This window comes from Polynucleobacter sp. Tro8-14-1, from assembly GCF_018881655.1.
Classification (GTDB): Bacteria; Pseudomonadota; Gammaproteobacteria; order Burkholderiales; family Burkholderiaceae; genus Polynucleobacter.
In genome coordinates this window covers 39,683-62,990 of sequence record NZ_JACVPX010000010.1, presented here as the reverse complement: position 1 = coordinate 62,990, position 23,308 = coordinate 39,683, and the positions used below count along the sequence as shown (strand labels likewise).

Here is a 23,308-nt window from a genome sequence, read left to right as displayed (position 1 = left end):
GCGACTTTTCATTAGCGTGTTTCTTGAAGACTTTTTCAATCTAACCCGTCAGGCCTTCTGACGGCACAAAGTGAATACACATGTCTGAATCATTTGCAGAACTATTTGAAGAATCATTAACCCGATCGAATATGAAGACCGGCCAAGTTATTTCGGCTGAAGTTCTCCGCATCGACCATAACTTCGTCGTTGTTAACGCTGGCTTAAAGTCTGAAGCGTTTATTCCTGTTGAAGAATTCCATAACGACGCTGGCGAGATTGAAGTAGCTCCTGGCGATTTCGTTTCTGTTGCTATTGACGCTCTTGAGAACGGCTATGGCGACACCATCCTCTCCCGTGATAAAGCGAAACGCTTGGCATCATGGATGAACTTGGAAAAAGCGCTTGAGCAAGCTGAGATCGTTACTGGTACTGTTACTGGTAAGGTTAAAGGCGGCTTGACTGTCATGGTTAACGGTATCCGCGCATTCTTGCCTGGATCACTCGTTGATACACGCCCAATCAAAGACACCAGCCCTTACGAAGGTAAGACGATGGAGTTCAGGGTTATCAAGCTTGACCGTAAGCGTAACAACGTAGTGTTGTCACGTCGTGCAGTGGTGGAAGCTAGCCAAGGTGAAGAGCGTGCTAAGTTGATGTCTAACCTTAAAGAAGGTGCAGTTGTTACTGGCCTCGTTAAGAACATCACAGATTACGGCGCGTTCGTTGACCTCGGTGGTATCGATGGCCTCTTGCACATTACTGACTTGGCATGGCGTCGTGTGCGTCACCCAAGCGAGATGTTGACTGTTGGTCAAGAAGTTACTGCGAAGATTTTGAAGTTCGATCAAGAAAAGAACCGTGTTTCACTCGGCGTGAAACAACTTGGTGATGATCCATGGGTTGGTATCGCTCGTCGTTACCCACCAAACACCCGTTTATTCGGCAAAGTAACTAACCTGACTGATTACGGCGCATTCGTTGAAATCGAATCTGGTATCGAAGGTTTGGTACACGTTTCCGAAATGGACTGGACTAACAAGAACGTGGCTCCAAGCAAGGCTACTGCATTAGGAACCGAAGTTGAAGTAATGGTTCTGGACATTGATGAAGACAAGCGTCGTATCAGCTTGGGCATTAAACAGTGCAAAGCTAATCCATGGGAAGAGTTTTCACGTGCCCAACAAAAAGGCGATAAGTTAACTGGCGCAATCAAGTCTATTACTGACTTTGGTGTGTTCATTGGTTTGCCTGGCGGTATCGACGGTTTAGTTCATCTCTCAGACATTTCATGGAATGAGCCAGGCGAAGAAGCTGTTAAGAAATACAAAAAAGGTGATGAAGTTGAAGCCACTGTATTGGCAATTGATGTTGAGAAAGAGCGTATCTCTCTCGGTATTAAGCAATTGTCTGGTGACCCATTCAACAACTACACATCTGTCAGCGACAAGGGTAGCCTCGTAACTGGTACTGTGAAAGCGGTTGATGCTAAGGGTGCAACTATTCACTTGGCTGATGAAGTTGAAGCTTACTTACGTGCTTCTGAGATCTCAACAGATCGCGTTGAAGATGCACGTAATGTATTGAAAGAAGGCGATAGCGTTACTGCAATGATCATTAATATTGATCGTAAGTCACGCGTTATCAATCTTTCAATCAAAGCAAAAGACAGCTCTGATCAACAAGATGCAATGAGCAAGCTCCAAGGTGATGCGCAGTCTGGCACAACCAATTTGGGTGCTTTGTTAAAAGCAAAATTGGACAATCAAGGCTAAATCAATATCGCCGCTTTCCATTAGGGGAGCGGCGATTTTTTATTGATAGATCATGACAGATCAAGAGCAACAAGCAATCACCCGCTCCGAACTAGTGGAGAGCCTCGCGGAACAGTTTCCGCAGCTTCTGCCTAGGGACGTAGAGTTGGCGGTGAAAACTTTGCTGGATACAATGACTCATGCTTTGGCTGAGGGTAAGCGCATTGAACTGCGCGGCGTGGGAAGTTTTGTACTTCACCATCGTCCTGCGCGTACTGGTCGCAATCCAAAGTCTGGTGAGAAAGTATTGATTCCAGAAAAACGCGTTCCACACTTTAAGCCTGGCAAAGAGTTGCGTGAGCGAGTAGATTACAAGCCTTTGAAGCAGGCGGGCCCCAAAGAGGGTTCTGGTGCCTAAGATTCAGGCTCAACCTCAGTGGTCCATTCGGGCCATTTTTTTATTTAAATTCTGCGCACAATGATACAGATAGCTACCGCTTGGTTATTGTTACTGCCGGTGATGTTTGGTATCGGTTGGTTAGCTGCACGCTGGGATTTGCGTCTTGAAAATCGCATGGATGAACGTGAGCGTATGCGTCAGCAGCGCTCTACCTTTAAAGGTTTGAGTCTTTTGCTCAACGAGCAACCTGATCAAGCGATTGAAACCTTAGTCAAAATTGCGCAATTAGATCCAGAGACTATTGAATTACATTTCTCATTAGGTAATTTATTTCGCCGCCGTGGTGAGACGGAGCGTGCTATTCGCATTCATCAACACCTGGCAAATCGCGATGATTTAAAGCCCCGCGATCGTGATCATGCTGCCTATGAGTTGGGCCGTGACTTTTTGCGGGCAGGTTTGCTTGACCGCGCAGAAGCCTCCCTAAATCGAGTGGGTGATGGCAAATATGCTGAGCCTGCAAAAGAGAGCTTGTTGGAGATGTATCAGATTGAGCATGATTGGAAAAAAGCTATCATTGCTGCAGGTGAGCTTGAAGGTCTGCAAGGTAAATCGCACCATACTGAAATTGCTCAATTTCACTGCGAGCTTGGTCAAGAGGCCTTGCGTCGCAAAGACTTGGTTGAGGCGGAGCAGTCCATCCAGCGCGCTCTGCAGGCTGTCCCGAATCATGCGCGTGCTTTGATCTTGCAAGGCGATTATTTGATGGCAATGGATCGACCTGCTCAAGCGATTGAGGCTTGGAGTGTGATCGCTAGTTCTCACCCCGCTTATATGCATTTGTTGGCTGATCGTTGGATGCTTGCTCATGCAGCAGTTAATAAAGAGAATGAGGGTTTAGATCGCCTCTGTGAATTGCTAAAAACTCAGGCTACTGGTGAGTTGCTTGATATCGTGCACAAGCATCTGATGAAAATTCGTGGTCCACAGGCAGCAAATGCGATGTTGTCTGATGTGATGCAGCATTCGCCGACTTTGATTGCTTTGTCTAAGATGGCTGAAACTCGCCTTGCATTGGAAGAAGGTAGTGCCAGCCCAGAAAGACTTTTGGAATTACAGTCCATTCTGAATCTTTTGCGTCAGCGTACCACCAGCCTAGCTCGCTACACTTGTGGTAATTGCGGATTTAGAGCGAGAAGATTTTATTGGCAATGTCCTGGCTGTAATCATTGGGAGGCATACTCCCCGAGACGGAGTGAGGGTGCGGCACCTAGCGGCCCTTCCATGTAAAGATTTGGAGAGAAATTGAAAGTCACCATCATCGGCAGCGGTTACGTAGGTCTAGTGACAGGCGCATGCCTAGCTGAGCAGGGTAATAATGTCTTTTGTGTCGATGTCGATTCCAAAAAGATCGAGATTCTCAACTCTGGCGGCGTTCCTATTTATGAGCCTGGTCTCAAAGAGATGATTGAGCGTAACCGCGCTGCAGGTCGTTTGCAGTTCTCTACTGATATTGCTGCCTCAGTTGCTCATGGTGAAATTCAATTTATTGCAGTAGGTACACCTCCCGATGAAGATGGCTCAGCTGACTTGCAATACGTCGTGGCGGCAGCGCGCAATATTGGTCGTCATATGACTACCCCTAAAGTGATTGTCGATAAATCCACCGTGCCAGTGGGTACCGCTGAAAAAGTTCAAGCAGCCATCACTGAAGAGCTAGAAAAAAGAAACTTATCGCCAGAACTGTGTTCAGTAGTCTCTAACCCAGAGTTCCTCAAAGAAGGTGCTGCTGTAGAAGACTTTATGCGCCCAGACCGCATTGTGATCGGTACAGAAAGTACCCTCGCAGGATTGCACGCCAAAGAGCAAATGCGCAAGCTCTACGCCCCTTTTAATCGTCACCATGAGCGGACGTACTACATGGATGTCAAAAGTGCGGAGCTCACGAAATACGCAGCCAATGCGATGTTGGCTACTCGCATCTCCTTTATGAACGAATTAGCGAACTTAGCTGACTTAGTAGGCGCTGATATTGAAGCAGTGCGTCAAGGTATTGGTTCGGACTCACGCATTGGTTATGGCTTTTTGTACTCAGGTACTGGTTATGGTGGCTCTTGCTTCCCCAAAGATGTGTCTGCCTTATCAAAGACTGCGAAAGAGCATGGCAGGGATCTGAAGATTTTGGATGCTGTAGAAGCCGTCAATGAATTGCAAAAGTACATCTTGGTCGAAAAGATCGAAAAGCGCTTTGGTAAAGACCTCAAGGGTATGAAGTTTGCACTCTGGGGTTTAGCCTTCAAACCGAATACCGACGATATGCGTGAAGCGCCTAGTCGTGTGATTATTCAAGAATTAGTTAAACGTGGTGCTCAGGTGGTAGCCCATGACCCCGTATCGATGCCAGAAGCAGGGCATGCGCTAGAAGTAGACTTTAAGGGCAACCCAACAGGTCTTGCCCAAGTGTCGATGACCGATGACCCCATGAGCGCCCTAGATGGTGCTGACGCTCTCATCATAGTGACGGAGTGGAAGGCCTTTAGAAGCCCAGATTTTGAGCAAGTGATGGAAAAGCTCAAGCGCCCAGTGATCTTTGATGGCCGCAACCTCTATGAGCCCGCTTCTATGCAAGAATTAGGTATTGAGTACCATGGCATTGGTAGACATAATTAAAGTAGATGCAAATGGAAAAAGCAAATCGCGAACAGTTTTCTAAAGCCCGCTTATTAGTAGTCGGTGATGTCATGCTAGATCGCTATTGGTTTGGCGATACCAATCGCATTTCTCCTGAGGCGCCAGTGCCGGTGGTGCAGGTAGGCAAGATTGATGAGCGTCTAGGCGGTGCTGCTAACGTAGCTCGTAACGTAGCTGCGCTCGATGCTAAAGCAACTATTCTCGGTATTGTTGGTGACGATGAACCTGGCAAGCGTGTAGTTGAGCTATTAAAAGCCGGTGGTGTGGATAGTCAATTAGAAATTGATGCAGATGTTCCCACCATTGTGAAACTCCGTGTAATTGCTCGTCAGCAACAACTCATTCGCTTGGACTTCGAAGAAACCCCAAGTGCAAAAGCGCTTGCTCATAAATTGGAGCGTTTTGAAAAGCTCGTTGGTGCTGCTGACGTAGTAATACTTTCCGATTACGGCAAAGGTGCATTGGGCCAAGTAGCTCATATGATTGAGCAGGCTAGAGCACAAAACAAAATGATCCTGGTTGACCCTAAGGGCGAAGACTATGAGAAGTATCGTGGCGCTACTGTTTTAACGCCCAACCGTAGTGAATTACGTCAAGTGGTTGGTCAGTGGACTAGCGAAGAAGATTTGACTAAGAAAGCCCAAAATCTTAGAAAGTCTCTTGACTTACAAGCCTTGCTCCTAACGCGTTCCGAGGATGGAATGAGTCTATATACTGAATCCGGTGTGAGTCATGTTAAAGCGCAGGCGCGTGAGGTATTTGATGTATCTGGTGCTGGCGATACTGTGATTGCAACATTGGCTGTGGCATTAGCTGCGAAGTGGCCTTTAGAAAAAGCCATGGCGCTTGCAAACCGCGCTGGTAGCATCGTCGTTGGCAAGTTGGGAACTGCTACCGTTACTTCAGAGGAATTACAGTGACTATTATCGTAACCGGCGCAGCTGGATTTATTGGAGCAAACATCGTTCAAGCGCTCAATATGCGTGGCGAGAAAAATATCATTGCAGTAGATGATCTTCGTCCTGCAGATAAATATCGCAATCTTGCTGATTTGGATATCATTGATTACCTCGATAAAGATGAGTTTTTAGAAGCATTTAGAAGTGGACGCTTTGGAAAAGTTAGGGCTGTGTTCCATGAAGGAGCTTGCTCCGACACCATGGAAACAGATGGTATTTTCATGATGGCGAACAACTATCGCTACACCATGGATTTATTGGATATCTGTACTGAACAAAAAGTACAACTCCTCTATGCTTCTTCTGCTGCAACTTATGGAGGCTCGGACGTATTTGTAGAAAGTCGTGAGCATGAGAAGCCTCTTAATATTTATGGTTACTCTAAGTTCTTATTTGATCAAGTCATGCGTAAGCGCTTTGCTGAAAAAGCCAATGCGGCACAGGTTGTTGGCTTTCGTTACTTCAATGTCTATGGTCCGCGTGAATCACATAAGGGCCGCATGGCTTCAGTTGCCTTTCATCAATATCACCAATACAAAGCTAATGGGCATGTAAAGCTGTTTGGTGAGTACGGTGGTTATGCGCCTGGTGAGCAAAGTCGCGACTTTGTATCAGTTGAGGATGTGGTGAAGGTAAATCTATTCTTTTTGGATCATCCAGAAATCAGTGGCATCTTTAATTTAGGTAGCGGTCGTGCGCAACCCTTCAACGATGTAGCGCATGCCGTAGCTAACTCTATGCGTAAGTTAGATAAAGCGGCGCCTGCAACCCTTCAAGAATTGGTGAAAGAAAAAGCGATTGAGTACATTCCATTTCCGGATGCACTCAAAGGTAAATACCAGTGCTTTACTCAAGCTGATCTCACCAAACTTAGAGCGGCTGGCTATATGGAACCCTTCCTCAATGTAGAGCAGGGCGTAGGAAAATATATTGAGTGGTTGGAGGCCAATGCTGGTTTTCTGGCTAACCCCTTGTAAGTCAGTCAACAAAAGTAGTTTCTCCTCGTTGTAAACGATCCACGCGCACTTTGTGTCCGTGGATTTTTTATTTACTACAGGAGAGAAGATGAGAAAAAATTTAACTTTAGGTAGAGTTCAGGCTTTAGTTAGAGCAGTAGCACTAGCATTATCTGTATTGGTATTGGGTTCTGGGGCGGCTTACGCTTCGCCCATTAATGTCAATACTGCCACTCAAACCGAGCTTGAGAGCATTAAGGGTATTGGCCCCGCTAATGCAAAAACCATTATTGCTGAACGTTTGGATGGCGGCCATTTTCAGGATGCTAATGATCTGCAGAAGCGGGTTCGTGGCATTGGTATGAAATCAGTCGAAAAAATGGTCGATAACGGATTAACCATTGAAGCACCGAGCTCTTTTCGGGAGCCCAATGGCCGCACGAAGAAAGAGGGTGGAGCATCTGGCCGACGCCATTCTCGTAATCAAGCTAGCCCTCGCAATCAGCAGGAGCGTTCGGGATCAGGTCGCAGAAATTAAACCCTTCCGTGTGTAAGGCGGCTTATGGCTAAAATGGCTTCATGAGCAAACCTTCCTACCTTACTATTTCGCAGACTGTGGGCAATACGCCTTTAGTTCGTTTGCAGCGTATTCCTGGTTTGGAAAACGAGAATCGCAATAATGTAATCTTGGGTAAGTTGGAAGGAAATAATCCAGCCGGGTCGGTGAAGGACCGACCTGCGCTGTCGATGATCTCACGCGCCCAAGAACGCGGTGAGATTAAACCGGGCGATACATTAATTGAGGCAACTAGCGGTAATACAGGCATTGCTTTGGCAATGACTGCAGCTATGCTTGGTTATAAAATGATTTTAGTAATGCCAGAAAATCAAAGTATTGAACGTCGTCAAAGCATGGCGGCTTACGGCGCTGAATTAATATTGACCGCAGCTTCTGGTGGCATGGAATTTGCCAGAGATTACGCCTTGCAGTTACAAAGAGAGGGACGCGGTAGATTGCTCGATCAATTTGCCAATCCTGACAATCCTAGAGCACATATAGAAACTACTGGACCAGAGATTTGGCGAGACACTGATGGGCAGATTACGCATTTCATATCCGCCATGGGTACAACTGGAACCATTACGGGAGTCTCCACTTATCTGAAGTCTATGAATCCTGCGATTCAGATTATTGGTGCACAACCAGAAGAGGGCTCTCAGATCCCGGGTATTCGGAAGTGGGCACCTGAGTATCTGCCCAAGATTTATCAAGGCGATAAGGTGGATCTGATTGAGTATGTTTCGCAAGCGGATGCAGAGGAGATGGCCCGTCGCTTGGCAGCAGAAGAGGGTATTTTCTGCGGCATTTCTGCTGGAGGTGCCTTGGTAGTGGCTTTGCGCATTGCCCGTCAAGTTGAAAATGCCACGATCGTCTTTATTGTCTGCGACCGTGGTGACCGCTACCTATCTACTGGCGTTTTTCCAGCTTAAGACTTTGCTTTTTTCTTAGCGCTGGACTTCTTAGGTTTAGACTTTTCAGTAGTCGCCTTTGAGCCACCAGCTTTGCTTGGGTTTTCTACTGGCACAACACTTTGGTTTTTATATCCTAGGGCTTGGGCAAACTCAGCAACACTTTGCGCATAGAAATAACTGCGGTTGTATTGCACTATCGTCAGAAAATTATTTAAGCCAACAAAATATTGCACTTGGTCTACGCCATCTTTATCTGGATACGGTAGGTCAACGATGAAAGCTTTGCTTTGCGGCTCTACACCACCACTTTGTAGATCGCCTTGTTGTTGAGTCAAGATTCCCTTTTCAATGAGCTCTTGTACAGTAAATTTCAACTGCGGTTCACCATCAGCCAATGCTTTGGCAGCACTGATGCCATTTTCTTGAACTGGAAATGAAATCGGCATACCGGGTTGCCAGCCATGTTTTTTCATGAAGTTGGCAACACTCGCAATAGCGTCCTTAGGGCTTTGCTTTAAATCAATTTGACCATCGCCGTCACCATCGACCGCAAAGCTGCGAATACTGCTAGGCATGAACTGTGGCAGACCAATGGCGCCAGCATAGGAGCTATTCTGATTTAGGCAGGCACTAAAACGTGCGCTATTGATACCTTGACTACTATTTTTGGAGGGCAGCTTGCCACCCGCCCCAGTCCAGCACATCAGAATGAGTTCTTTGAGTTGGTCCTTGAAGAGTTGCTCACGTGCTGGTTTATTAGGGGTATCTGGGTAACTAAAGGCGAGGGTAGATAGAACGTCTTTCACCCTGAAATTGCCGGTTTGGCGTCCATAGATGGTTTCGATGCCAATAATGGCCACAATAATCTCAGCTGGCACCCCTGATTCTTGCTCAACTTGGCTCAAAAAGGCTTGATTTTGGTCCCAAAAGACCCTGCCAGCCTTAAGGCGTACGGGCTCAATAAAGCGTTTGCGATAAGCCAGCCAGTTCTTCTTAAATGTACCCGATGGGGGTAATACCAATTTCCGAATTGAGGGAACCGTTTTAGCATCTAGGAAGCCCATTTCTAGGGCTGGGAGTGGGATTTCTTGGTTTTGGGAGACCTGGGTAAGGAGTTCGTTGAGGTTCTGGCTAAAACGCGCCTCGGTAGCGGCATCGTCAGTCTGGTTTACGATGGGCTGTTGTGATTGGGTTGGCTGTGTGGGGGTGCTAGAGCACCCTGCTAACGCAAGAGCAAGCAGTAGGTAGGAGACGCGAAAGTTCATGCTTAAGGTATTTTTATTGGTATTGGATTTTCGAATGTTGAGCACGTTTAATTAGATTATAAAAATTACAAATTTGCTATTGAGGATTTCGAGTAATGACAACAGGATACATAACTCATCCAGACTTTCTGAAACATGAGATGGGAAGCCATCATCCAGAGTGTCCAGAGAGAATTCAGGCGATCAATGATCAACTGATTCGCAGCGGTGTTGATCAATTTTTGCATCATTTAGATGCGCCATTGGCCACTGAAGACCAATTGGAATTGGTCCATAGTCCTGACCACGTTTCTTTTGTTCGAGATCGTGCCCCAGAGAGCGGGTATTTCATGCTCGATGGTGACACCATTATGAATCCCCATACTTACAGAGCTTCACTCAGAGCTGCAGGCGCTGCTATTGCAGGTGTAGATGCTGTGATGAAGGGTGAGGTTGAGAACGTATTTTGTGCTGTAAGACCGCCAGGACATCATGCGGAACCAACGCGTTCTATGGGATTTTGTTTATTTGATAACGTGGCGATTGCTGCGCGATATGCAATGGAAACATACGGCATTGAGCGTGTCGCCATCGTTGATTTTGATGTCCATCATGGGAACGGTACTGAAGCTGCTTTTTTCAATGACCCCAATGTCTTGATGTGCAGCTTTTTTCAACATCCTTTTTATCCCTATAGCGGCCTTGATCATGCTAACAATATGGTCAACGTACCTTTGCCTGCTGCAACTCGGGGCGATGTGGTGCGCTCCATTGTGGAAGAGCAATGGCTGCCAGCTTTGCGTAATTTTGAGCCTGAGCTCGTGATTATTTCAGCAGGGTTTGATGCCCATCGCGAAGATGATTTAGGTCAGATGGGCTTGGTGGAGGATGACTATGTCTGGATTACCAAACGTTTAAAAGAGATTGCTAATGAGTATGCGCAAGGACGCATTGTGAGCTGCTTAGAGGGTGGTTATAACCTCTCTGCTTTGGGCCGCAGTGTGGTGGCCCATATTAAAGCGCTAGCAGATATTTAATAAAAAATTTAGTAAAACAGAAATCGAAAGCTGAAGATGGCAAATATTTATGAACAAGGTTTGGCTCGCAATCCAGCCAACTACACCCCAATTACACCGCTCTTATTTTTAGAGCGCTCAGCAGAAATTTACCCCGATAAAACTGCCGTTATTCATGGGAAATTGCGTCAGACCTGGGCACAAACTTATGAGCGTTGCCGTCGCTTGGCTAGCGCCTTACAAAAGCATGGTGTTGGTTTGGGTGACACCGTAGCGGTGATGTTGCCCAACACGCCTCCAATGGTAGAAGCCCACTTTGGTATTCCAATGGCGGGTGCAGTTTTGAATGCTCTTAATACTCGTTTAGACGCAGAGACAGTGGCCTTTATGCTGAATCATGGCGAAGCTAAAGTAGTCATTGTTGATCCTGAATTTTCAGGGGTGATGAAAAAAGCGCTTGAGATTGCTAAGAAAGATTCTGGTCGTGATTTCTTGGTGGTAGATGTTGAAGAAAAAGAGTTTGAAGTTCCTGGCGAGAAGTTAGGCAAACTCACTTATGAGAAATTACTCTCCGAAGGGGATCCAAATTTTGCATGGCAAGTTCCCGCAGATGAGTGGCAAGCGATTTGCTTGAATTACACATCAGGAACTACTGGTAACCCTAAGGGTGTGGTGTATCACCATCGTGGCGCTGCAATAAATGCCGTTTCCAATGTGCTGGACTGGGATATTAATAAGCATCCCATCTACCTCTGGACTTTACCAATGTTCCATTGCAATGGTTGGTGCTTTCCATGGACTATCGCTGCTCGCGCTGGTGTCAACGTCTGCTTGCGTCGGGTTGATGCGCAACATATTTTTGCGGCAATTAAAGAGCATGGTGTGACCCACTACTGCGCAGCACCTATCGTGCATAACTTGTTGGTCAATGCGCCGGATGAGCTGAAGGTGGGAGTGCCCACAGGAGTTAAAGGCTTGATCGCCGGTGCCGCACCACCTGCATCGATTATTGAGGGTATGGAAAAGTTAGGATTTGATTTAACGCACGTCTATGGTTTGACTGAAACCTATGGGCCAGCAGCTGTGTGCGTTAAACAAGACGAGTGGAATAATGTTGATATCGGTGAGCGTGCTCGTTTAAATGCACGCCAAGGTGTGCGTTATCACATGCAACAGGCAATTGCTGTTCTTGATCCAGAAACCATGCAGGCGGTTCCAGCAGATGGTGAAACCATGGGTGAAATTATGTTCAAGGGCAATATTGCCATGAAGGGATACCTGAAGAACGAAAAAGCAACCCAAGAGGCATTTGAAGGTGGCTGGTTTCACTCGGGCGATTTGGCAGTAATGAATCCAGATGGCTATGTGAAGATGAAGGACCGCAGCAAAGACATCATTATTTCTGGAGGTGAAAATATTTCCTCTGTAGAGGTTGAGGATGTACTCTATCGACACCCAGCCATTAACGCTGCTGCGGTGGTTGCTAAGCCTGATCCTAAATGGGGTGAAACGCCTTGCGCCTTCTTGGAAATCAAACCTGGTTCAGAGGTGACTGCCGAGGAGATTATTGCCCACTGTAAAAAGCATTTAGCAGGCTTTAAGGTTCCGAGAGCTATTATCTTCTGTGAACTACCAAAGACCTCGACTGGCAAGATTCAGAAGTTTGAGCTTCGGAAACAGGCGGGTTCAGCTACCGCAATTGATGTTTAATTTGGCAAATATTCAGGTAAAATAAAACGATCGTGCTTTTTATTGAGGGTTTATCCTCGATTTATATATTATTGGAGAGGTTTGAGGGATGAAAGTCTTAGTGGCTGTAAAACGCGTTGTTGATTACAACGTCAAAATTCGGGTGAAATCAGACAACTCTGGAGTTGATTTAGCGAACGTCAAAATGAGTATGAATCCCTTTGATGAAATCGCAGTAGAGGAAGCGGTGCGTTTAAAAGAGGCGGGTGTCGCAACTGAGGTGGTTGTAGTATCTGCTGGTGCAACCCAATGCCAAGAAACCCTCCGTACCGCTTTAGCAATTGGCGCGGATCGTGCCATCCTGGTGGAGACAGATGTAGAGCTGCAACCTTTAGCAGTAGCGAAGATTCTCAAGGCGCTCTCTGATAAAGAGCAAGCGCAAATCATCATTCTTGGTAAACAAGCAATTGACGATGACAGCAATCAAACCGGTCAGATGTTGGCTAGCTTGCTGGATATTCCTCAAGCAACCTTTGCTTCTAAGGTTGTAGTTGCAGACGGCAAAGCCACTGTGACTCGTGAAGTCGATGGCGGCTTAGAAACTATTGCACTAACTTTGCCGGCAGTGATTACCACTGACCTGCGCTTGAATGAACCACGCTATGTCACTTTGCCGAACATCATGAAGGCCAAGAAGAAAACAATTGATATCGTGAAGCCTGAAGAATTGGGTGTCGATATTGCCCCACGCCTGAAAACACTTAAAGTAGAAGAGCCGCCAAAGCGCTCTGCTGGCGTGATGGTTGCTGATGTGGCAGCCCTTGTAGAAAAACTCAAAAATGAAGCGAAGGTGATCTAAATGGCTGCACTTGTTATTGCTGAACACGACAATCAATCATTAAAAGCGGCAACCCTTAATGCTGTAGCAGCTGCTTTGCAGTGCTCTCCTGAGGTGGATGTGCTCGTTGCTGGGAGTGGTGCTGATGCTGCTGCAGCTGCCGCAGCGCAAATTGCTGGCGTGCGCAAAGTCATTCAAATTGAAGCCGCTAATTTGGCTGATCAATTGGCTGAACCTTTGGCTGCGCAGATCCTCTCCATTGCGAATGGCTATAGCCATATTCTCGCTCCTGCAACAGCCAACGGAAAGAATGTTTTGCCACGCGTTGCTGCTAAGTTAGATGTAGCTCAGTTGTCTGACATTACCAAAGTCATCTCTGTGGATACTTTCGAGCGTCCAATTTATGCGGGCAATGCGATTGCGACCGTGCAATCCACCGATCCAATCAAAGTGATTACTGTGCGTACTACTGGTTTTGATCCAGTTGCCGCTACTGGTGGTTCGGCTGCTGTAGAAAAAGCTGCTGTTGCTGATAGTAAAGTTTCATCATCCTTTGTTGGTCGTGAGCTGACTAAATCTGATCGTCCAGAATTGACCGCCGCCAAGATTATTGTTTCTGGTGGTCGTGGTTTGGGTTCCGGTGAAAAGTATCAGGAGCTCATTGCGCCTTTGGCCGACAAACTCGGTGCTGCTTTGGGTGCATCCCGTGCTGCGGTGGACGCGGGTTACGTTCCCAATGATTATCAAGTGGGTCAGACTGGCAAGATTGTCGCTCCTCAGCTTTACATCGCTGTTGGTATCTCTGGTGCCATCCAACATTTGGCTGGTATGAAAGACTCCAAGGTCATCGTGGCAATCAACAAAGATCCAGAGGCGCCAATATTTGGTGTTGCTGACTATGGTCTAGTGGCGGATTTGAACATTGCTGTGCCGGAGTTAACAAAAGCACTTGGTTGAGTTGAAGATTGAAGCTAAAGATTAATTAAGTATCTAACTGTATAAAGAGGAGTTGTAATGCCATACGTAGCCCCAGTGAAAGATATGTTGTTTGTGATGAATGAACTAGCTGGGCTATCAGATGTTGTCGCCTACCCCTCCTATGCTGATGCTGGTGCGGATGTAGATTTGGCCCCTGCGATCTTGGAGGAGTCAGCCAAATTTAATCAAGACGTAGTGGCCCCCCTCAATTGGGCTGGCGATCAAACCCCAAGCTCCTTAAAAGATGGTGTAGTGACAACTACCCCCGGCTTCAAACAAGCTTTCGAGCAATACGCTGCTGCTGGTTGGCAAGGCGTCATTCATCCCGCAGAGTTTGGTGGACAAGGTTTACCAAAATTGATCTCTACTGCATGTTTAGAGATGGTGAATGCAGCCAATCTTTCTTTTGCATTATGTCCTTTGCTAACTGATGGTGCTATTGAAGCTCTCTTAACTGCTGCTAGCCCAGAACTTCAGGAGCAATACGTTCCGAAGATGATTTCTGGTGAGTGGACTGGAACAATGAATTTGACTGAGCCGCAAGCTGGCTCTGATCTTGCGATGGTTCGCTCACGTGCTGTTCCAGAGGGTGACGGTACTTACAAGATTTTTGGTACCAAAATTTATATCACCTATGGTGAGCACGATATGGCTAAGAATATTATCCATTTGGTGTTAGCCAGAACACCCGATGCGCCAGAGGGCGTAAAGGGTATTTCATTATTTGTAGTGCCGAAGTTTATGGTAAATAAAGATGGTTCATTGGGTGAACGTAATGATGTTCATTGCGTTTCGATTGAGCATAAGTTAGGCATTAAAGCGAGCCCAACTGCGGTTCTACAGTTTGGTGATCATGGTGGTGCGATCGGCTACTTGGTTGGCGAGGAAAATCGCGGTCTTGAATATATGTTCGTGATGATGAATGCGGCTCGCTTTGCAGTAGGTATGCAGGGCGTGGCTGTTGCAGAACGCGCATATCAAAAGGCAGTGCAATACGCCAAAGATCGAGTACAAAGCCGTGACCTAACCGGTTCACCGGGCCCTGTTGCAATTATTCATCAACCTGATGTGAAGCGCATGTTGATGACGATGCGTGCCTACACAGAAGCATCGCGTGCATTAGCCTACTACGCTGCTTCTGCATATGATGCACAGCATGCTGCTCCTGATGAAGCGGTTCGCAAGGCCAATCAAGCTGTCTATGAATTCTTGGTCCCAATCGTTAAGGGCTTTTCTACAGAAATGTCGATTGAAGTGGCTAGTCTGGGGGTTCAAGTGCATGGTGGTATGGGCTTTATCGAAGAAACTGGCGCAGCGCAGTATTACCGTGATGCCCGCATCTTGACGATTTACGAAGGCACTACTGCAATTCAGGCGAATGACTTAGTTGGTAGAAAAACAGTACGTGATGGTGGGGCGATTGCCAAAGAGCTTTCCCAAAGAATTGCTGCTACTGAAAAAGATTTAGCTGCCAGTGGAAGTGCTGATGCTAAAGCGGTTCTCAAGCAACTCACTTTGGCACGCGCGGCCTTCGAACAAGCAGTTGCATACATTGTTGCGAATGCAAAGACGGACATCAAGGCTGTCTATGCCGGTAGCTTTGCTTACTTACGCTTATCTGGCTTGGTATTGGGCGGCTGGCAAATGGCGAGAGCACTGTTAGCTTCTGAGCGTTTGCGTGATGATGATCCAAAATTTTATGGCGCGAAGATTGCTACTGCCCGTTTCTTTGCTGAGAATCTCATGCCTCAAGCACAAGCTCTGGCAACTTCGATTGTTGAAAGCGGTCACTCTACCAATGCCCTAGAAGTAGAGCAGTTCTAAAGGGGCGCAAAAGAGAATAAAAAAACCGCTCTTAAGAGCGGCTCTTGCAAAATGAAAGCTATCTGCAATTATTGGGATAGCTTTTTTGCTTCATAGATTTGAGAAATGAAGAATTGCTCAAATGAGACTGCTAAAAAAGTCATCATTACACCAGCACCCAATACCAAAGAGAAAATTACTGTCAGTATCTCGAGCCAGCCAGAGCGACTCCGTCGGTGTTCTTCAATGCCGGGATTAAATTGGGCATCCCACTTCTCATCCAAGCGAAGACCAAAGGCAATGGTGGTTAACCAGCTTGCTTCAATAGCCATAAAACCAAAAGTAACGAGCACCCATCCTGGCGCCGAATGAAAGTGGGCGTCCTTAAGAATGACCCAGCCTACTGCGCCACCTATCAAGGCAAATAGCTGAACCCATGCCCAAAAAGATTTGAGTCCTTGTAGATAAAAACAATTGAGGCCGCTGCCCGGAAGGAGTAATCCGAGTGCGCAAAAAAGAAGTTTGGATTTTTTCATGAATCTTTCAGTGATATTGCTAATGAATAATTGAGTGCTTACTTAGTATTGTTTGGCTTTTGAATAAAACTGAGTACTTCACGATCAGTGCCGATCATGAGTAATTGATCACCATTGCGCACAATGCTGCGATAGTCATTTAACTCATAGAGGAAATCATTTTCTAATTCCATACGCTGAGGGTTGCAAGCCATCTTGGTACTGGCGATTTGCTTAAGAGAAAAACCGCGGGCGTCTTCATCGAGGGTTGCAGTAAACCGATTGCATCCTGTCGAGCCGCTCAGTCGTTGTCCGCTAGCACCAAAAATGATTTGAATCGGGTTGCTGGCATCGCCTTGCGGAATTTGACGGGTAGGCACCTCTCCATTGCTATTGGGGGGTAAGTTCCAGCGGGTCAGCTCCCATTTGGTATTTTTGAGTTCGCTGCTTGGTGGGCTTATTTTGGCTCCACATGGAGGTATGACGTTTGCGCAGCCACTTAAAAGTCCAAGACTTAGGCAAGAAAGTGTCAGAAAGAACCCTTTTGAAGGCCTTCTGAGGGAGTCTAAAAGTCTGGATTTAAGGATCATATTTACCTAAGTTATTGTTTTTAATGTATTTTTTATCTAAGTACACATTCTATTCTACTGTCTTAGATGCTTAAATAGGTGGAAGAAGTAGGGGTTTTCGTCTAGAATATGAGGTTTTCCGCTCTACCGTATCTGTATTTGGTGAGCTGGAGCCCAAGGTTTTTTGTAGAAATTTCATTGGGTTGTAATCAACCTGTTTTCATTTTAGATTTTAAGGAATAAGTATGGTCGTCATTCGACTGGCACGCGGCGGTTCTAAGAAGCGCCCTTTTTACAGCATTGTTGCTACTGATAAACGCAACCGTCGTGACTCGAATTTCATCGAGCGTATTGGTTACTTCAATCCACAAGCAGCGGCAACTGAGCAAGCAATGCGTATTGCTCAAGACCGTTTGACATACTGGACTGGTGTTGGCGCGCAGGTTTCCCCAACAGTAGTTCGTTTGATCAAAAACAATCCAGCTGTTTAATATTCGATTGCTAAAAACTTCATCGATGTGATGAGGTTTTTAGCGGCAGAATTTATAGTAGTTCTATTTTGGGAAAATAAGGTGTCTTACAAATGAGTACGCCTTCCCTGAATGATTTGATTGAGCTTGGCGCCATATCTGAGGCGCAAGGTTTGCAAGGCCAAGTGAAGGTAAGACCTCACTCATCAGAGCCTGTAGCACTTCTTTCTTCTAAATCCATTTGGCTGTCTCTGATTCCTCGTAGGGATGCGGGCGTTTCTGCGTCACTAGAGCAAGCCTCTTTGACGCAATACAAAGTGAAAAGCGCCAAGATGCATAGCGGTAATGTGGTGCTTACTCTGGATGGGGTAACTGATCGTGATCAGGCACTCGCATTAAAAGGTTCTCGTATCTTGGTGGCACGCGATGCGTTTCCAAAGGCGGATAGTGATTCCTATTATTGGGTTGATCTGATTGGTTGTCATGCCGTGAATTTGCAAGGCGAAGCGCTTGGGGAAGTGATTGATGTCACTGAGAATGGTGCACATGGTGTTATCGCGATTGGTAATCCAGAAACTAAAACGATTGTGTATTTGGTGCCGTTTGTAAAAGAAGTAGTGCAAAACGTCGACTTGCCAAATAAAACGATTACTCTTGATTGGCAGTCTGACTGGCAATAAGAACGCAAAGATCAATTTCAAAAAATAATTACCGATATGCGCTTTGATGTAGTCACCTTGTTTCCTGAAATGTTCTCTGCATTAACGCGGTGGGGCATTACTGGTCGCGCCTGTGAACAATCATTAGCCAGCGTGCATCTTTGGAATCCTCGTGACTTTTGCTCTGATCCTCGTAAAACCGTGGACGACCGTGCTTATGGCGGTGGACCTGGCATGGTGATGATGGCCAAGCCCTTAGAAGATGCAGTTGCCGGAATTAAGGCAGCCCATCAGGTGGCAAACATCAAATCAGGCCCAATTTGCTTATTGGCACCCCAGGGCGAGCGTTTTACTCAGAAGATAGCGGCAGATATCCTGGATTACGACAATTTGAGCTTTATTTGTGGTCGATATGAGGCCATTGACCAACGTTTTGTCGATCGAAACGTTGATTTACAGCTTTCTATCGGTGATTTTGTGCTTTCTGGGGGTGAAATCCCCGCTATGGCGATGATGGATGCGGTAATTAGATTGATTCCAGGAGCGCTTGGAGATGGTGAATCTGCCACTCAGGATAGCTTTATGAACGGTCTTTTGGATTATCCGCACTACACCCGCCCCGAAATATATGAAAATTTATCCGTCCCGGACGTGCTTTTGGGCGGACATCACGCTAAAATAGCGGATTGGCGTCGGCAGAAGTCTTTAGAGCTGACGTTCAGGTTAAGGCCGGACTTAATTGAATCGGCCAGAGCCAAAGGGTTGCTAACCCGAGAAGATGAACAATTTCTTCGCTCTCTGTAAATACTTTCAGTAGTGTGCAGTGGTGAATGGGTGGTTTAGTTTTTGGTTTAGTGAAATTGTTTTAACTGCATCCTCTATTAGGTCCGTTGATTTAGGTCTCGGGATTAAACGCTAATACGATGTTTAAGGATTAAAAATGAATTTAATTGAAAAAATTGAGCAAGAAGAAATTGCTCGCTTAAGTGCTAACAAGGTTTTGCCAAGCTTTGCTCCTGGCGATACAGTAGTTGTTGGTGTGAACGTTGTTGAAGGTGCGCGTAAGCGTACTCAGGCGTTTGAAGGTGTTGTGATTGCAAAGCGCAATCGCGGACTCAATTCCAGCTTTATCGTTCGCAAGATTTCATCTGGCGAAGGTGTAGAGCGTACATTCCAAACTTACTCACCATTGATCGCTAGCATTGAAGTGAAGCGTCGCGGTGATGTACGTCGTGCTAAGTTGTACTACTTGCGCGATCGTTCAGGTAAGTCTGCACGTATTAAAGAGAAGCTTCCTGCACGTAAAGTAGCAGTAGCAACTCCAGCTGCATAATTAATGCTGGCTTGATTTAAAAAGGCGGCCTCGGTCGCCTTTTTTGTTGCCTTAGAATATGAATATGCCCAAGACCTCAACACCTGAAGATAATGCAATCAATGTTGCTGCGCCTCCAGGGTTTGATGCACAGGCGATTCCGATTCATGCGGTGTGTGCTGGTGAAAAAAGGGTAGCACCAGAATTTTTGGAGCCAGCTGGTTTAAGGGCTAGGCTGAACTCACCCCCTCAATGGGAGCCAGAGATTACCGATGAAAATCGTCATGTGATTGCGGCTGACATTATTGCTAAGCGCCAAGCTGTCGGAAAAGTCACTAAAGCAGCAGTACTGATTCCACTTCTATTGGGGGAGGATGGTTTGTCAGTATTGCTCACGCAAAGAACCAATCATTTGCGCGATCATGCGGGCCAAATTAGTTTTCCAGGGGGTCGTATGGATCCTGAGGATCAAAGTCCTAATGACACCGCCTTGCGTGAGAGCAAAGAAGAGATCGGATTAGATCCTGGGCGAGTGGAGATTATTGGTCATTTGCCACAGTATTTAACGGTTTCTGGCTATAGCGTTACACCAGTAGTAGGATTGGTCCAAGCTCAGGCAGAATATGTCTTAGACGAGTTTGAGGTGGCCGATGTCTTTGAGGTGCCCCTGAGTTTTTTGTTAGATCCCGCTAATCATCAAGTCAGATTGTGGCAAAGTGAGCAGGGTGGACGACGTTTTTATTCAATGCCTTATGAGAACCGCTTTATTTGGGGTGCCACTGCGGGAATGTTGCGTAACCTTTATCATTTATTAAAAGTATGACTTTCTTTTCTATTCTCTTCGCCCTTATTGCTGAGCAATACCGCCCAGTCACTTCAAGCCATTGGATTGCGCGCGTATGCGCTCGCTGGTTAGATTGGGTTGCTGCTGAATTCGGCGGCAAGACTGAAGACGGTGCAAGCCCTGTCGGTGCTCGCATGGCCTGTTTAGTAGCCTTCATATTGCCAACTTTTTTAGTCTTCATTGTGTATGTTACTTGTATGGTGACTTATCCAATCTTGGGTTTTCTTTGGAATATCGTCATCGCTTATTTGTTTTTTGGTTTTCGTCAGTTCAGTCATTCTTTTACTGCCGTGCATGATGCAATTGAAGCGCATGACTTACCTGCTGCGCGTGCGGCCTTGGGTGAGTGGTATGGCCCTGAATTAGACGCGTCCAATCTTTCAGAGACAGAGGTGATTTCTTTGGCACTAGAACGCGCCATCATCGGTTCACACCACCATGTGTTTGGTGTGTTGTTCTGGTTCATGATGCCAATGGGCCCGGCTGGTGTTGTGCTCTACCGCTTGGCTGATATTGCCTCTCAACGTTGGTCAGAGCGCGGTGACTTTAACCTCAGCGAATCTGCCCGTCATTTCTTCTACGTATTGGATTGGGTTCCTGCGCGCATTACCGCAATGGGCTTTGCCATTGTTGGCAATTTCGAAGGTGCTCTATATGGCTGGCGCTATCTCACGCAAAAATGGTCAGACTCTTTGTCTGCAGTGATTTTGGCCGCAGGTAGTGGTGCATTGGGTGTGCGTCTTGGTGAGCCAATGAGTGAGCCTGATAGTGATGAGGCATTACGTATGGCTGAAGCCGGTGAACCGGTTGTTTATGAAGTAGGTCTTGAGCCTACTGAGCGTACGATGCGCTCTGCCGTAGGATTGGTATGGCGCTTAGTTATCGCTTGGATGGCTTTGTTGCTAATGCTGACCATCGCTCTTTGGCTTGGCTAATTCCCTGAATTTGTACATCAGCTGTTTTTGAATCCGAGTGCAGCTGTCTAAATAGCGCCAGTCTTTCTGGCGCTATTTCATTTCTATCTACCGCTTCACGTACTGCGCAATCTGGCTCAGTCAAATGCGCGCAGTTATGAAAGCGGCACTTACCTAGCAAGTCTTTAAATTCCCTAAAGGCATGCTGCAATTCACTAACAGACATGTGCGCTAAACCAAACTCCTGAAAGCCTGGTGAATCAATCAAAGCACCAAGCTTACCTGTCGCATCTCTACCCCAAGCCTCAGGCAATTCAAAATAACGGCATGCAGTAGTAGTGTGCTTGCCGGTATCTAGGCGCACAGAATATTCTTGGGTCAGTGCGGCCGCATTCGGTATCCAAGCATTTAATAGGCTGGATTTGCCCATGCCTGATTGGCCCACAAAGACGGAGACCTTACCCTGTAGAGCGGTCTGTAGGGAATCGATTGAGGCTGGATCAAATTTGGCAGAGACTTCGCTGACTTGATAACCCATACGAGCATAGGGCGCGATGATTTTGCGTGCGTGCTCAAGATTGTCTTTAAGGTCACACTTGTTGAGCAAAATATGTAGACCAATTTGATTGGTTTCAGCAGCTACTACTGCTCTTCCCAATAAGTCTGGTGAGAAAGCGGGTTGAGTAGCAAGCACTACTAAGATTTGATCTACATTCGAGGCAATCAACTTGCTCTTAAATGCATCCGAGCGATAGAGAAGATTTTCTCGGGGCTCAATTTTGATAATGCGCGCTTGATCAGCTGAAGTCATTTCAAGCAACATGCGATCACCCACAGCGCCAATATGTTGCTTAGCTGGCGTGCTGACTTGTATTAATGGACCATCAGGTGATTCTTGACCAGCAGCATCTGCAATTAAACGCTGCGCTAAATAATGCCTTCCGTAGGAGGCAATGAGTAGCGCATGAAATTGCTCCATCGTTATGAGCTAAACCGCTGTAAGTTGGCAATGCGCAAGGGCGCAGGCGGATGTGAGCTATAAAAAGCGGTATAGATCGGATCGGGAGTGAGGGTCGAGGCATTATCTTGATATAACTTCACTAGTGCCGCAATTAAATCTTTTGCGGAAGATTTCTCGGCAGCAAACCCGTCCGCTTCGTACTCGTGCTTGCGTGAGGCTAGGCTAGAAAGTGGCGTGAAGAAAAAGCTAAATACAGGTGAGACCAGCATAAAGAGTGCCAATGCGAGGCCACCGTTATAACCATTGAGGTTAGGCATCACGCCTAAGTCAGTGTAGAACCAGACTTTGGTGCTGATCCAACCCAATAGAGCAAACATCCCAAAGCTGAGAGCGAACGAGACCAAGAGACGTTTACGAATATGTTTGCATTTGAAATGGCCAAGCTCATGTGCGAGAACCGCCTCGACTTCGCCCGGATTAAGCTTTTCAATCAAGGTGTCAAAAAATACAATGCGCTTGGCTTTACCCATGCCGGCAAAGAATGCATTGCCGTGAGCGCTACGTTTACTGCCGTCCATCACAAACAGACCTTGGCTCGCAAAGTCGCAGCGTTTCAGTAGCGCTTCAATCTGTGTTTTTAAAGGACCATCTTCTAAGGCTTGAAACTTATTGAAAAGTGGTGCGATAAAAGTTGGGAAGATCCACTGCATGAGCAAGCTAAATGCTGTCAACACTGCCCATGCCCAAAGCCACCATAACTCACTAGCCTTAGACATTAAAGTCAGAATGACCCACAGTAGTGGAATGCCAATCGCGCCGCCCACTGCCATTCCTTTAAACATATCCGTGAAGAATAGTTTTTTACCCATGCGGTTAAATCCAAAGCGTTCCTCTAAATGGAACTGCTTGTACCAGGAGAAAGGCATATCAATCACGCCAGAAATGATCACGACGGAAACCAGTAGAGCAATTTGTTGAGCAATGCCTTCGCCCAAAAATTGCAGTAATGCCATGTTCAGAATCTGTAGGCCACCCAATAAGGTGAAGCCAATTAAAATGATAGCGCTGACCCCATTCTCTAAAATACCAAGGCGTAATTTAGCGATGGTGTAGTCAGCTGCTTTTTGATGTTCAGCTAAAGTCACTTTTTCAGCGAAATCCGTGGGGACGGCATTACGATGCTGCGCCACATAGCGAATTTGACGTTGGGAAAGCCAGTGGCGTAAGCCAAAGCTAGCAATAAAGGCAATTAGAAAAATAATTGTGAATGTCATGAGATCATTA

General features: G+C 46.4%; 23 protein-coding genes and 1 pseudogene. 19 read left to right on the top strand and 5 right to left on the bottom strand.

The window, feature by feature from the left end; all coding sequences use genetic code 11:
- Positions 1-80 precede the first annotated feature (80 nt).
- The 8 genes and pseudogenes from rpsA to cysM all read left to right on the top strand — a co-directional run bounded on the left by rpsA (position 81) and on the right by cysM (position 8,230).
- Positions 81-1,754, top strand: coding sequence for a 30S ribosomal protein S1 (gene rpsA / locus ICN34_RS11000; protein ID WP_216122665.1), 1,674 nt, complete (start codon positions 81-83; stop codon positions 1,752-1,754).
- A gap of 52 nt (positions 1,755-1,806) precedes the next feature.
- Positions 1,807-2,145: pseudogene (locus ICN34_RS10995) on the top strand (integration host factor subunit beta); the annotation flags it as partial.
- Positions 2,146-2,211: 66 nt separating this feature from the next.
- Positions 2,212-3,423, top strand: a complete 1,212-nt coding sequence (gene lapB, locus ICN34_RS10990) for a lipopolysaccharide assembly protein LapB (protein ID WP_216122664.1) — start codon at positions 2,212-2,214, stop codon at positions 3,421-3,423.
- Positions 3,424-3,438: 15 nt separating this feature from the next.
- On the top strand, positions 3,439-4,803 hold the full coding sequence (locus ICN34_RS10985) for a UDP-glucose/GDP-mannose dehydrogenase family protein (protein ID WP_216122662.1): 1,365 nt from the start codon (positions 3,439-3,441) through the stop codon (positions 4,801-4,803).
- 11 nt (positions 4,804-4,814) lie between these two features.
- On the top strand, positions 4,815-5,744 hold the full coding sequence (gene rfaE1 / locus ICN34_RS10980) for a D-glycero-beta-D-manno-heptose-7-phosphate kinase (protein ID WP_216122660.1): 930 nt from the start codon (positions 4,815-4,817) through the stop codon (positions 5,742-5,744).
- Positions 5,741-6,760 carry an ADP-glyceromanno-heptose 6-epimerase gene (rfaD, locus tag ICN34_RS10975; protein WP_216122658.1) on the top strand — a complete coding sequence of 340 codons (1,020 nt, stop codon included), beginning with the start codon at positions 5,741-5,743 and terminating at the stop codon, positions 6,758-6,760. The genes rfaE1 and rfaD overlap by 4 nt, the downstream gene beginning before the upstream one ends.
- Before the next feature lie 88 nt (positions 6,761-6,848).
- A complete protein-coding gene (locus ICN34_RS10970) occupies positions 6,849-7,277 on the top strand; it encodes a helix-hairpin-helix domain-containing protein (protein WP_216122656.1) in 429 nt (142 codons plus the stop codon).
- 41 nt (positions 7,278-7,318) lie between these two features.
- A complete protein-coding gene (gene cysM / locus ICN34_RS10965) occupies positions 7,319-8,230 on the top strand; it encodes a cysteine synthase CysM (RefSeq protein WP_215357889.1) in 912 nt (303 codons plus the stop codon).
- Here the strand turns inward: cysM and ICN34_RS10960 are convergent.
- Positions 8,227-9,477, bottom strand: a complete 1,251-nt coding sequence (locus tag ICN34_RS10960) for a lytic transglycosylase domain-containing protein (RefSeq protein WP_216122654.1) — start codon at positions 9,475-9,477, stop codon at positions 8,227-8,229. The two genes, cysM and ICN34_RS10960, sit on opposite strands and share 4 nt — an antisense overlap.
- A gap of 95 nt (positions 9,478-9,572) precedes the next feature.
- Here ICN34_RS10960 and ICN34_RS10955 point away from each other — a divergent pair, with 95 nt between their 5' ends.
- From ICN34_RS10955 to ICN34_RS10935, 5 genes are all read left to right on the top strand, one after another.
- Positions 9,573-10,493, top strand: a complete 921-nt coding sequence (locus tag ICN34_RS10955; protein WP_072583659.1) for a histone deacetylase family protein — start codon at positions 9,573-9,575, stop codon at positions 10,491-10,493.
- A 36-nt stretch (positions 10,494-10,529) separates the two neighbouring features.
- Positions 10,530-12,182 carry an acyl-CoA synthetase gene (locus ICN34_RS10950; protein WP_216122652.1) on the top strand — a complete coding sequence of 551 codons (1,653 nt, stop codon included), beginning with the start codon at positions 10,530-10,532 and terminating at the stop codon, positions 12,180-12,182.
- Positions 12,183-12,270: 88 nt separating this feature from the next.
- Positions 12,271-13,020 (top strand): electron transfer flavoprotein subunit beta/FixA family protein, encoded by a 750-nt coding sequence (locus tag ICN34_RS10945; RefSeq protein WP_072583657.1) that lies wholly within the window; start codon positions 12,271-12,273, stop codon positions 13,018-13,020.
- Positions 13,021-13,956, top strand: coding sequence for an electron transfer flavoprotein subunit alpha/FixB family protein (locus ICN34_RS10940; protein WP_216122650.1), 936 nt, complete (start codon positions 13,021-13,023; stop codon positions 13,954-13,956).
- A gap of 57 nt (positions 13,957-14,013) precedes the next feature.
- Positions 14,014-15,801 (top strand): acyl-CoA dehydrogenase, encoded by a 1,788-nt coding sequence (locus ICN34_RS10935; RefSeq protein WP_216122648.1) that lies wholly within the window; start codon positions 14,014-14,016, stop codon positions 15,799-15,801.
- A gap of 68 nt (positions 15,802-15,869) precedes the next feature.
- Here ICN34_RS10935 and ICN34_RS10930 read toward each other — a convergent pair whose 3' ends face one another.
- Both ICN34_RS10930 and ICN34_RS10925 read right to left on the bottom strand, forming a co-directional pair.
- Positions 15,870-16,316, bottom strand: coding sequence for a hypothetical protein (locus tag ICN34_RS10930; protein ID WP_072583654.1), 447 nt, complete (start codon positions 16,314-16,316; stop codon positions 15,870-15,872).
- A gap of 38 nt (positions 16,317-16,354) precedes the next feature.
- A complete protein-coding gene (locus ICN34_RS10925) occupies positions 16,355-16,885 on the bottom strand; it encodes an META domain-containing protein (protein ID WP_216122646.1) in 531 nt (176 codons plus the stop codon).
- A gap of 224 nt (positions 16,886-17,109) precedes the next feature.
- Here ICN34_RS10925 and rpsP point away from each other — a divergent pair, with 224 nt between their 5' ends.
- From rpsP to ICN34_RS10895, 6 genes are all read left to right on the top strand, one after another.
- Positions 17,110-17,355: a 30S ribosomal protein S16 gene (gene rpsP / locus ICN34_RS10920; protein WP_072583652.1), complete on the top strand. Its 246-nt coding sequence runs from the start codon at positions 17,110-17,112 to the stop codon at positions 17,353-17,355.
- A gap of 92 nt (positions 17,356-17,447) precedes the next feature.
- Complete coding sequence (gene rimM, locus ICN34_RS10915; protein WP_072583651.1) at positions 17,448-18,014, top strand: ribosome maturation factor RimM; 567 nt, start codon at positions 17,448-17,450, stop codon at positions 18,012-18,014.
- 36 nt (positions 18,015-18,050) lie between these two features.
- Positions 18,051-18,797 (top strand): tRNA (guanosine(37)-N1)-methyltransferase TrmD, encoded by a 747-nt coding sequence (trmD, locus tag ICN34_RS10910; RefSeq protein WP_216122644.1) that lies wholly within the window; start codon positions 18,051-18,053, stop codon positions 18,795-18,797.
- Positions 18,798-18,933: 136 nt separating this feature from the next.
- A complete protein-coding gene (rplS, locus tag ICN34_RS10905; protein ID WP_072583649.1) occupies positions 18,934-19,326 on the top strand; it encodes a 50S ribosomal protein L19 in 393 nt (130 codons plus the stop codon).
- A gap of 64 nt (positions 19,327-19,390) precedes the next feature.
- Positions 19,391-20,128 (top strand): CoA pyrophosphatase, encoded by a 738-nt coding sequence (locus tag ICN34_RS10900; RefSeq protein ID WP_216122643.1) that lies wholly within the window; start codon positions 19,391-19,393, stop codon positions 20,126-20,128.
- Positions 20,125-21,084, top strand: coding sequence for a CobD/CbiB family protein (locus ICN34_RS10895; protein ID WP_216122642.1), 960 nt, complete (start codon positions 20,125-20,127; stop codon positions 21,082-21,084). The genes ICN34_RS10900 and ICN34_RS10895 overlap by 4 nt, the downstream gene beginning before the upstream one ends.
- Here ICN34_RS10895 and rsgA read toward each other — a convergent pair.
- Positions 21,029-22,042 (bottom strand): ribosome small subunit-dependent GTPase A, encoded by a 1,014-nt coding sequence (gene rsgA, locus ICN34_RS10890; protein WP_072583647.1) that lies wholly within the window; start codon positions 22,040-22,042, stop codon positions 21,029-21,031. The genes ICN34_RS10895 and rsgA overlap by 56 nt on opposite strands.
- Positions 22,043-22,044: 2 nt before the next feature.
- A complete protein-coding gene (locus tag ICN34_RS10885) occupies positions 22,045-23,298 on the bottom strand; it encodes a M48 family metallopeptidase (protein WP_072583646.1) in 1,254 nt (417 codons plus the stop codon).
- Positions 23,299-23,308 lie beyond the last annotated feature (10 nt).

Excerpts from the sequence above, each read along its gene's own strand:
- ICN34_RS10950 (WP_216122652.1), top strand. The coding sequence starts at position 10,530 with ATGGCAAATATTTATGAACAAGGTTTGGCTCGCAATCCAGCCAACTAC.
- ICN34_RS10930 (WP_072583654.1), bottom strand. The coding sequence starts at position 16,316 with ATGAAAAAATCCAAACTTCTTTTTTGCGCACTCGGATTACTCCTTCCG.
- ICN34_RS10900 (WP_216122643.1), top strand. The coding sequence starts at position 19,391 with ATGCCCAAGACCTCAACACCTGAAGATAATGCAATCAATGTTGCTGCG.
- ICN34_RS10885 (WP_072583646.1), bottom strand. The coding sequence starts at position 23,298 with ATGACATTCACAATTATTTTTCTAATTGCCTTTATTGCTAGCTTTGGC.
- ICN34_RS10955 (WP_072583659.1), top strand. The coding sequence starts at position 9,573 with ATGACAACAGGATACATAACTCATCCAGACTTTCTGAAACATGAGATG.
- ICN34_RS10960 (WP_216122654.1), bottom strand. The coding sequence starts at position 9,477 with ATGAACTTTCGCGTCTCCTACCTACTGCTTGCTCTTGCGTTAGCAGGG.
- ICN34_RS10935 (WP_216122648.1), top strand. The coding sequence starts at position 14,014 with ATGCCATACGTAGCCCCAGTGAAAGATATGTTGTTTGTGATGAATGAA.
- cysM (WP_215357889.1), top strand. The coding sequence starts at position 7,319 with ATGAGCAAACCTTCCTACCTTACTATTTCGCAGACTGTGGGCAATACG.
- ICN34_RS10970 (WP_216122656.1), top strand. The coding sequence starts at position 6,849 with ATGAGAAAAAATTTAACTTTAGGTAGAGTTCAGGCTTTAGTTAGAGCA.
- rfaE1 (WP_216122660.1), top strand. The coding sequence starts at position 4,815 with ATGGAAAAAGCAAATCGCGAACAGTTTTCTAAAGCCCGCTTATTAGTA.
- ICN34_RS10945 (WP_072583657.1), top strand. The coding sequence starts at position 12,271 with ATGAAAGTCTTAGTGGCTGTAAAACGCGTTGTTGATTACAACGTCAAA.
- ICN34_RS10940 (WP_216122650.1), top strand. The coding sequence starts at position 13,021 with ATGGCTGCACTTGTTATTGCTGAACACGACAATCAATCATTAAAAGCG.
- ICN34_RS10895 (WP_216122642.1), top strand. The coding sequence starts at position 20,125 with ATGACTTTCTTTTCTATTCTCTTCGCCCTTATTGCTGAGCAATACCGC.
- rplS (WP_072583649.1), top strand. The coding sequence starts at position 18,934 with ATGAATTTAATTGAAAAAATTGAGCAAGAAGAAATTGCTCGCTTAAGT.
- lapB (WP_216122664.1), top strand. The coding sequence starts at position 2,212 with ATGATACAGATAGCTACCGCTTGGTTATTGTTACTGCCGGTGATGTTT.
- rsgA (WP_072583647.1), bottom strand. The coding sequence starts at position 22,042 with ATGGAGCAATTTCATGCGCTACTCATTGCCTCCTACGGAAGGCATTAT.
- rpsP (WP_072583652.1), top strand. The coding sequence starts at position 17,110 with ATGGTCGTCATTCGACTGGCACGCGGCGGTTCTAAGAAGCGCCCTTTT.
- rpsA (WP_216122665.1), top strand. The coding sequence starts at position 81 with ATGTCTGAATCATTTGCAGAACTATTTGAAGAATCATTAACCCGATCG.
- ICN34_RS10925 (WP_216122646.1), bottom strand. The coding sequence starts at position 16,885 with ATGATCCTTAAATCCAGACTTTTAGACTCCCTCAGAAGGCCTTCAAAA.
- rimM (WP_072583651.1), top strand. The coding sequence starts at position 17,448 with ATGAGTACGCCTTCCCTGAATGATTTGATTGAGCTTGGCGCCATATCT.
- trmD (WP_216122644.1), top strand. The coding sequence starts at position 18,051 with ATGCGCTTTGATGTAGTCACCTTGTTTCCTGAAATGTTCTCTGCATTA.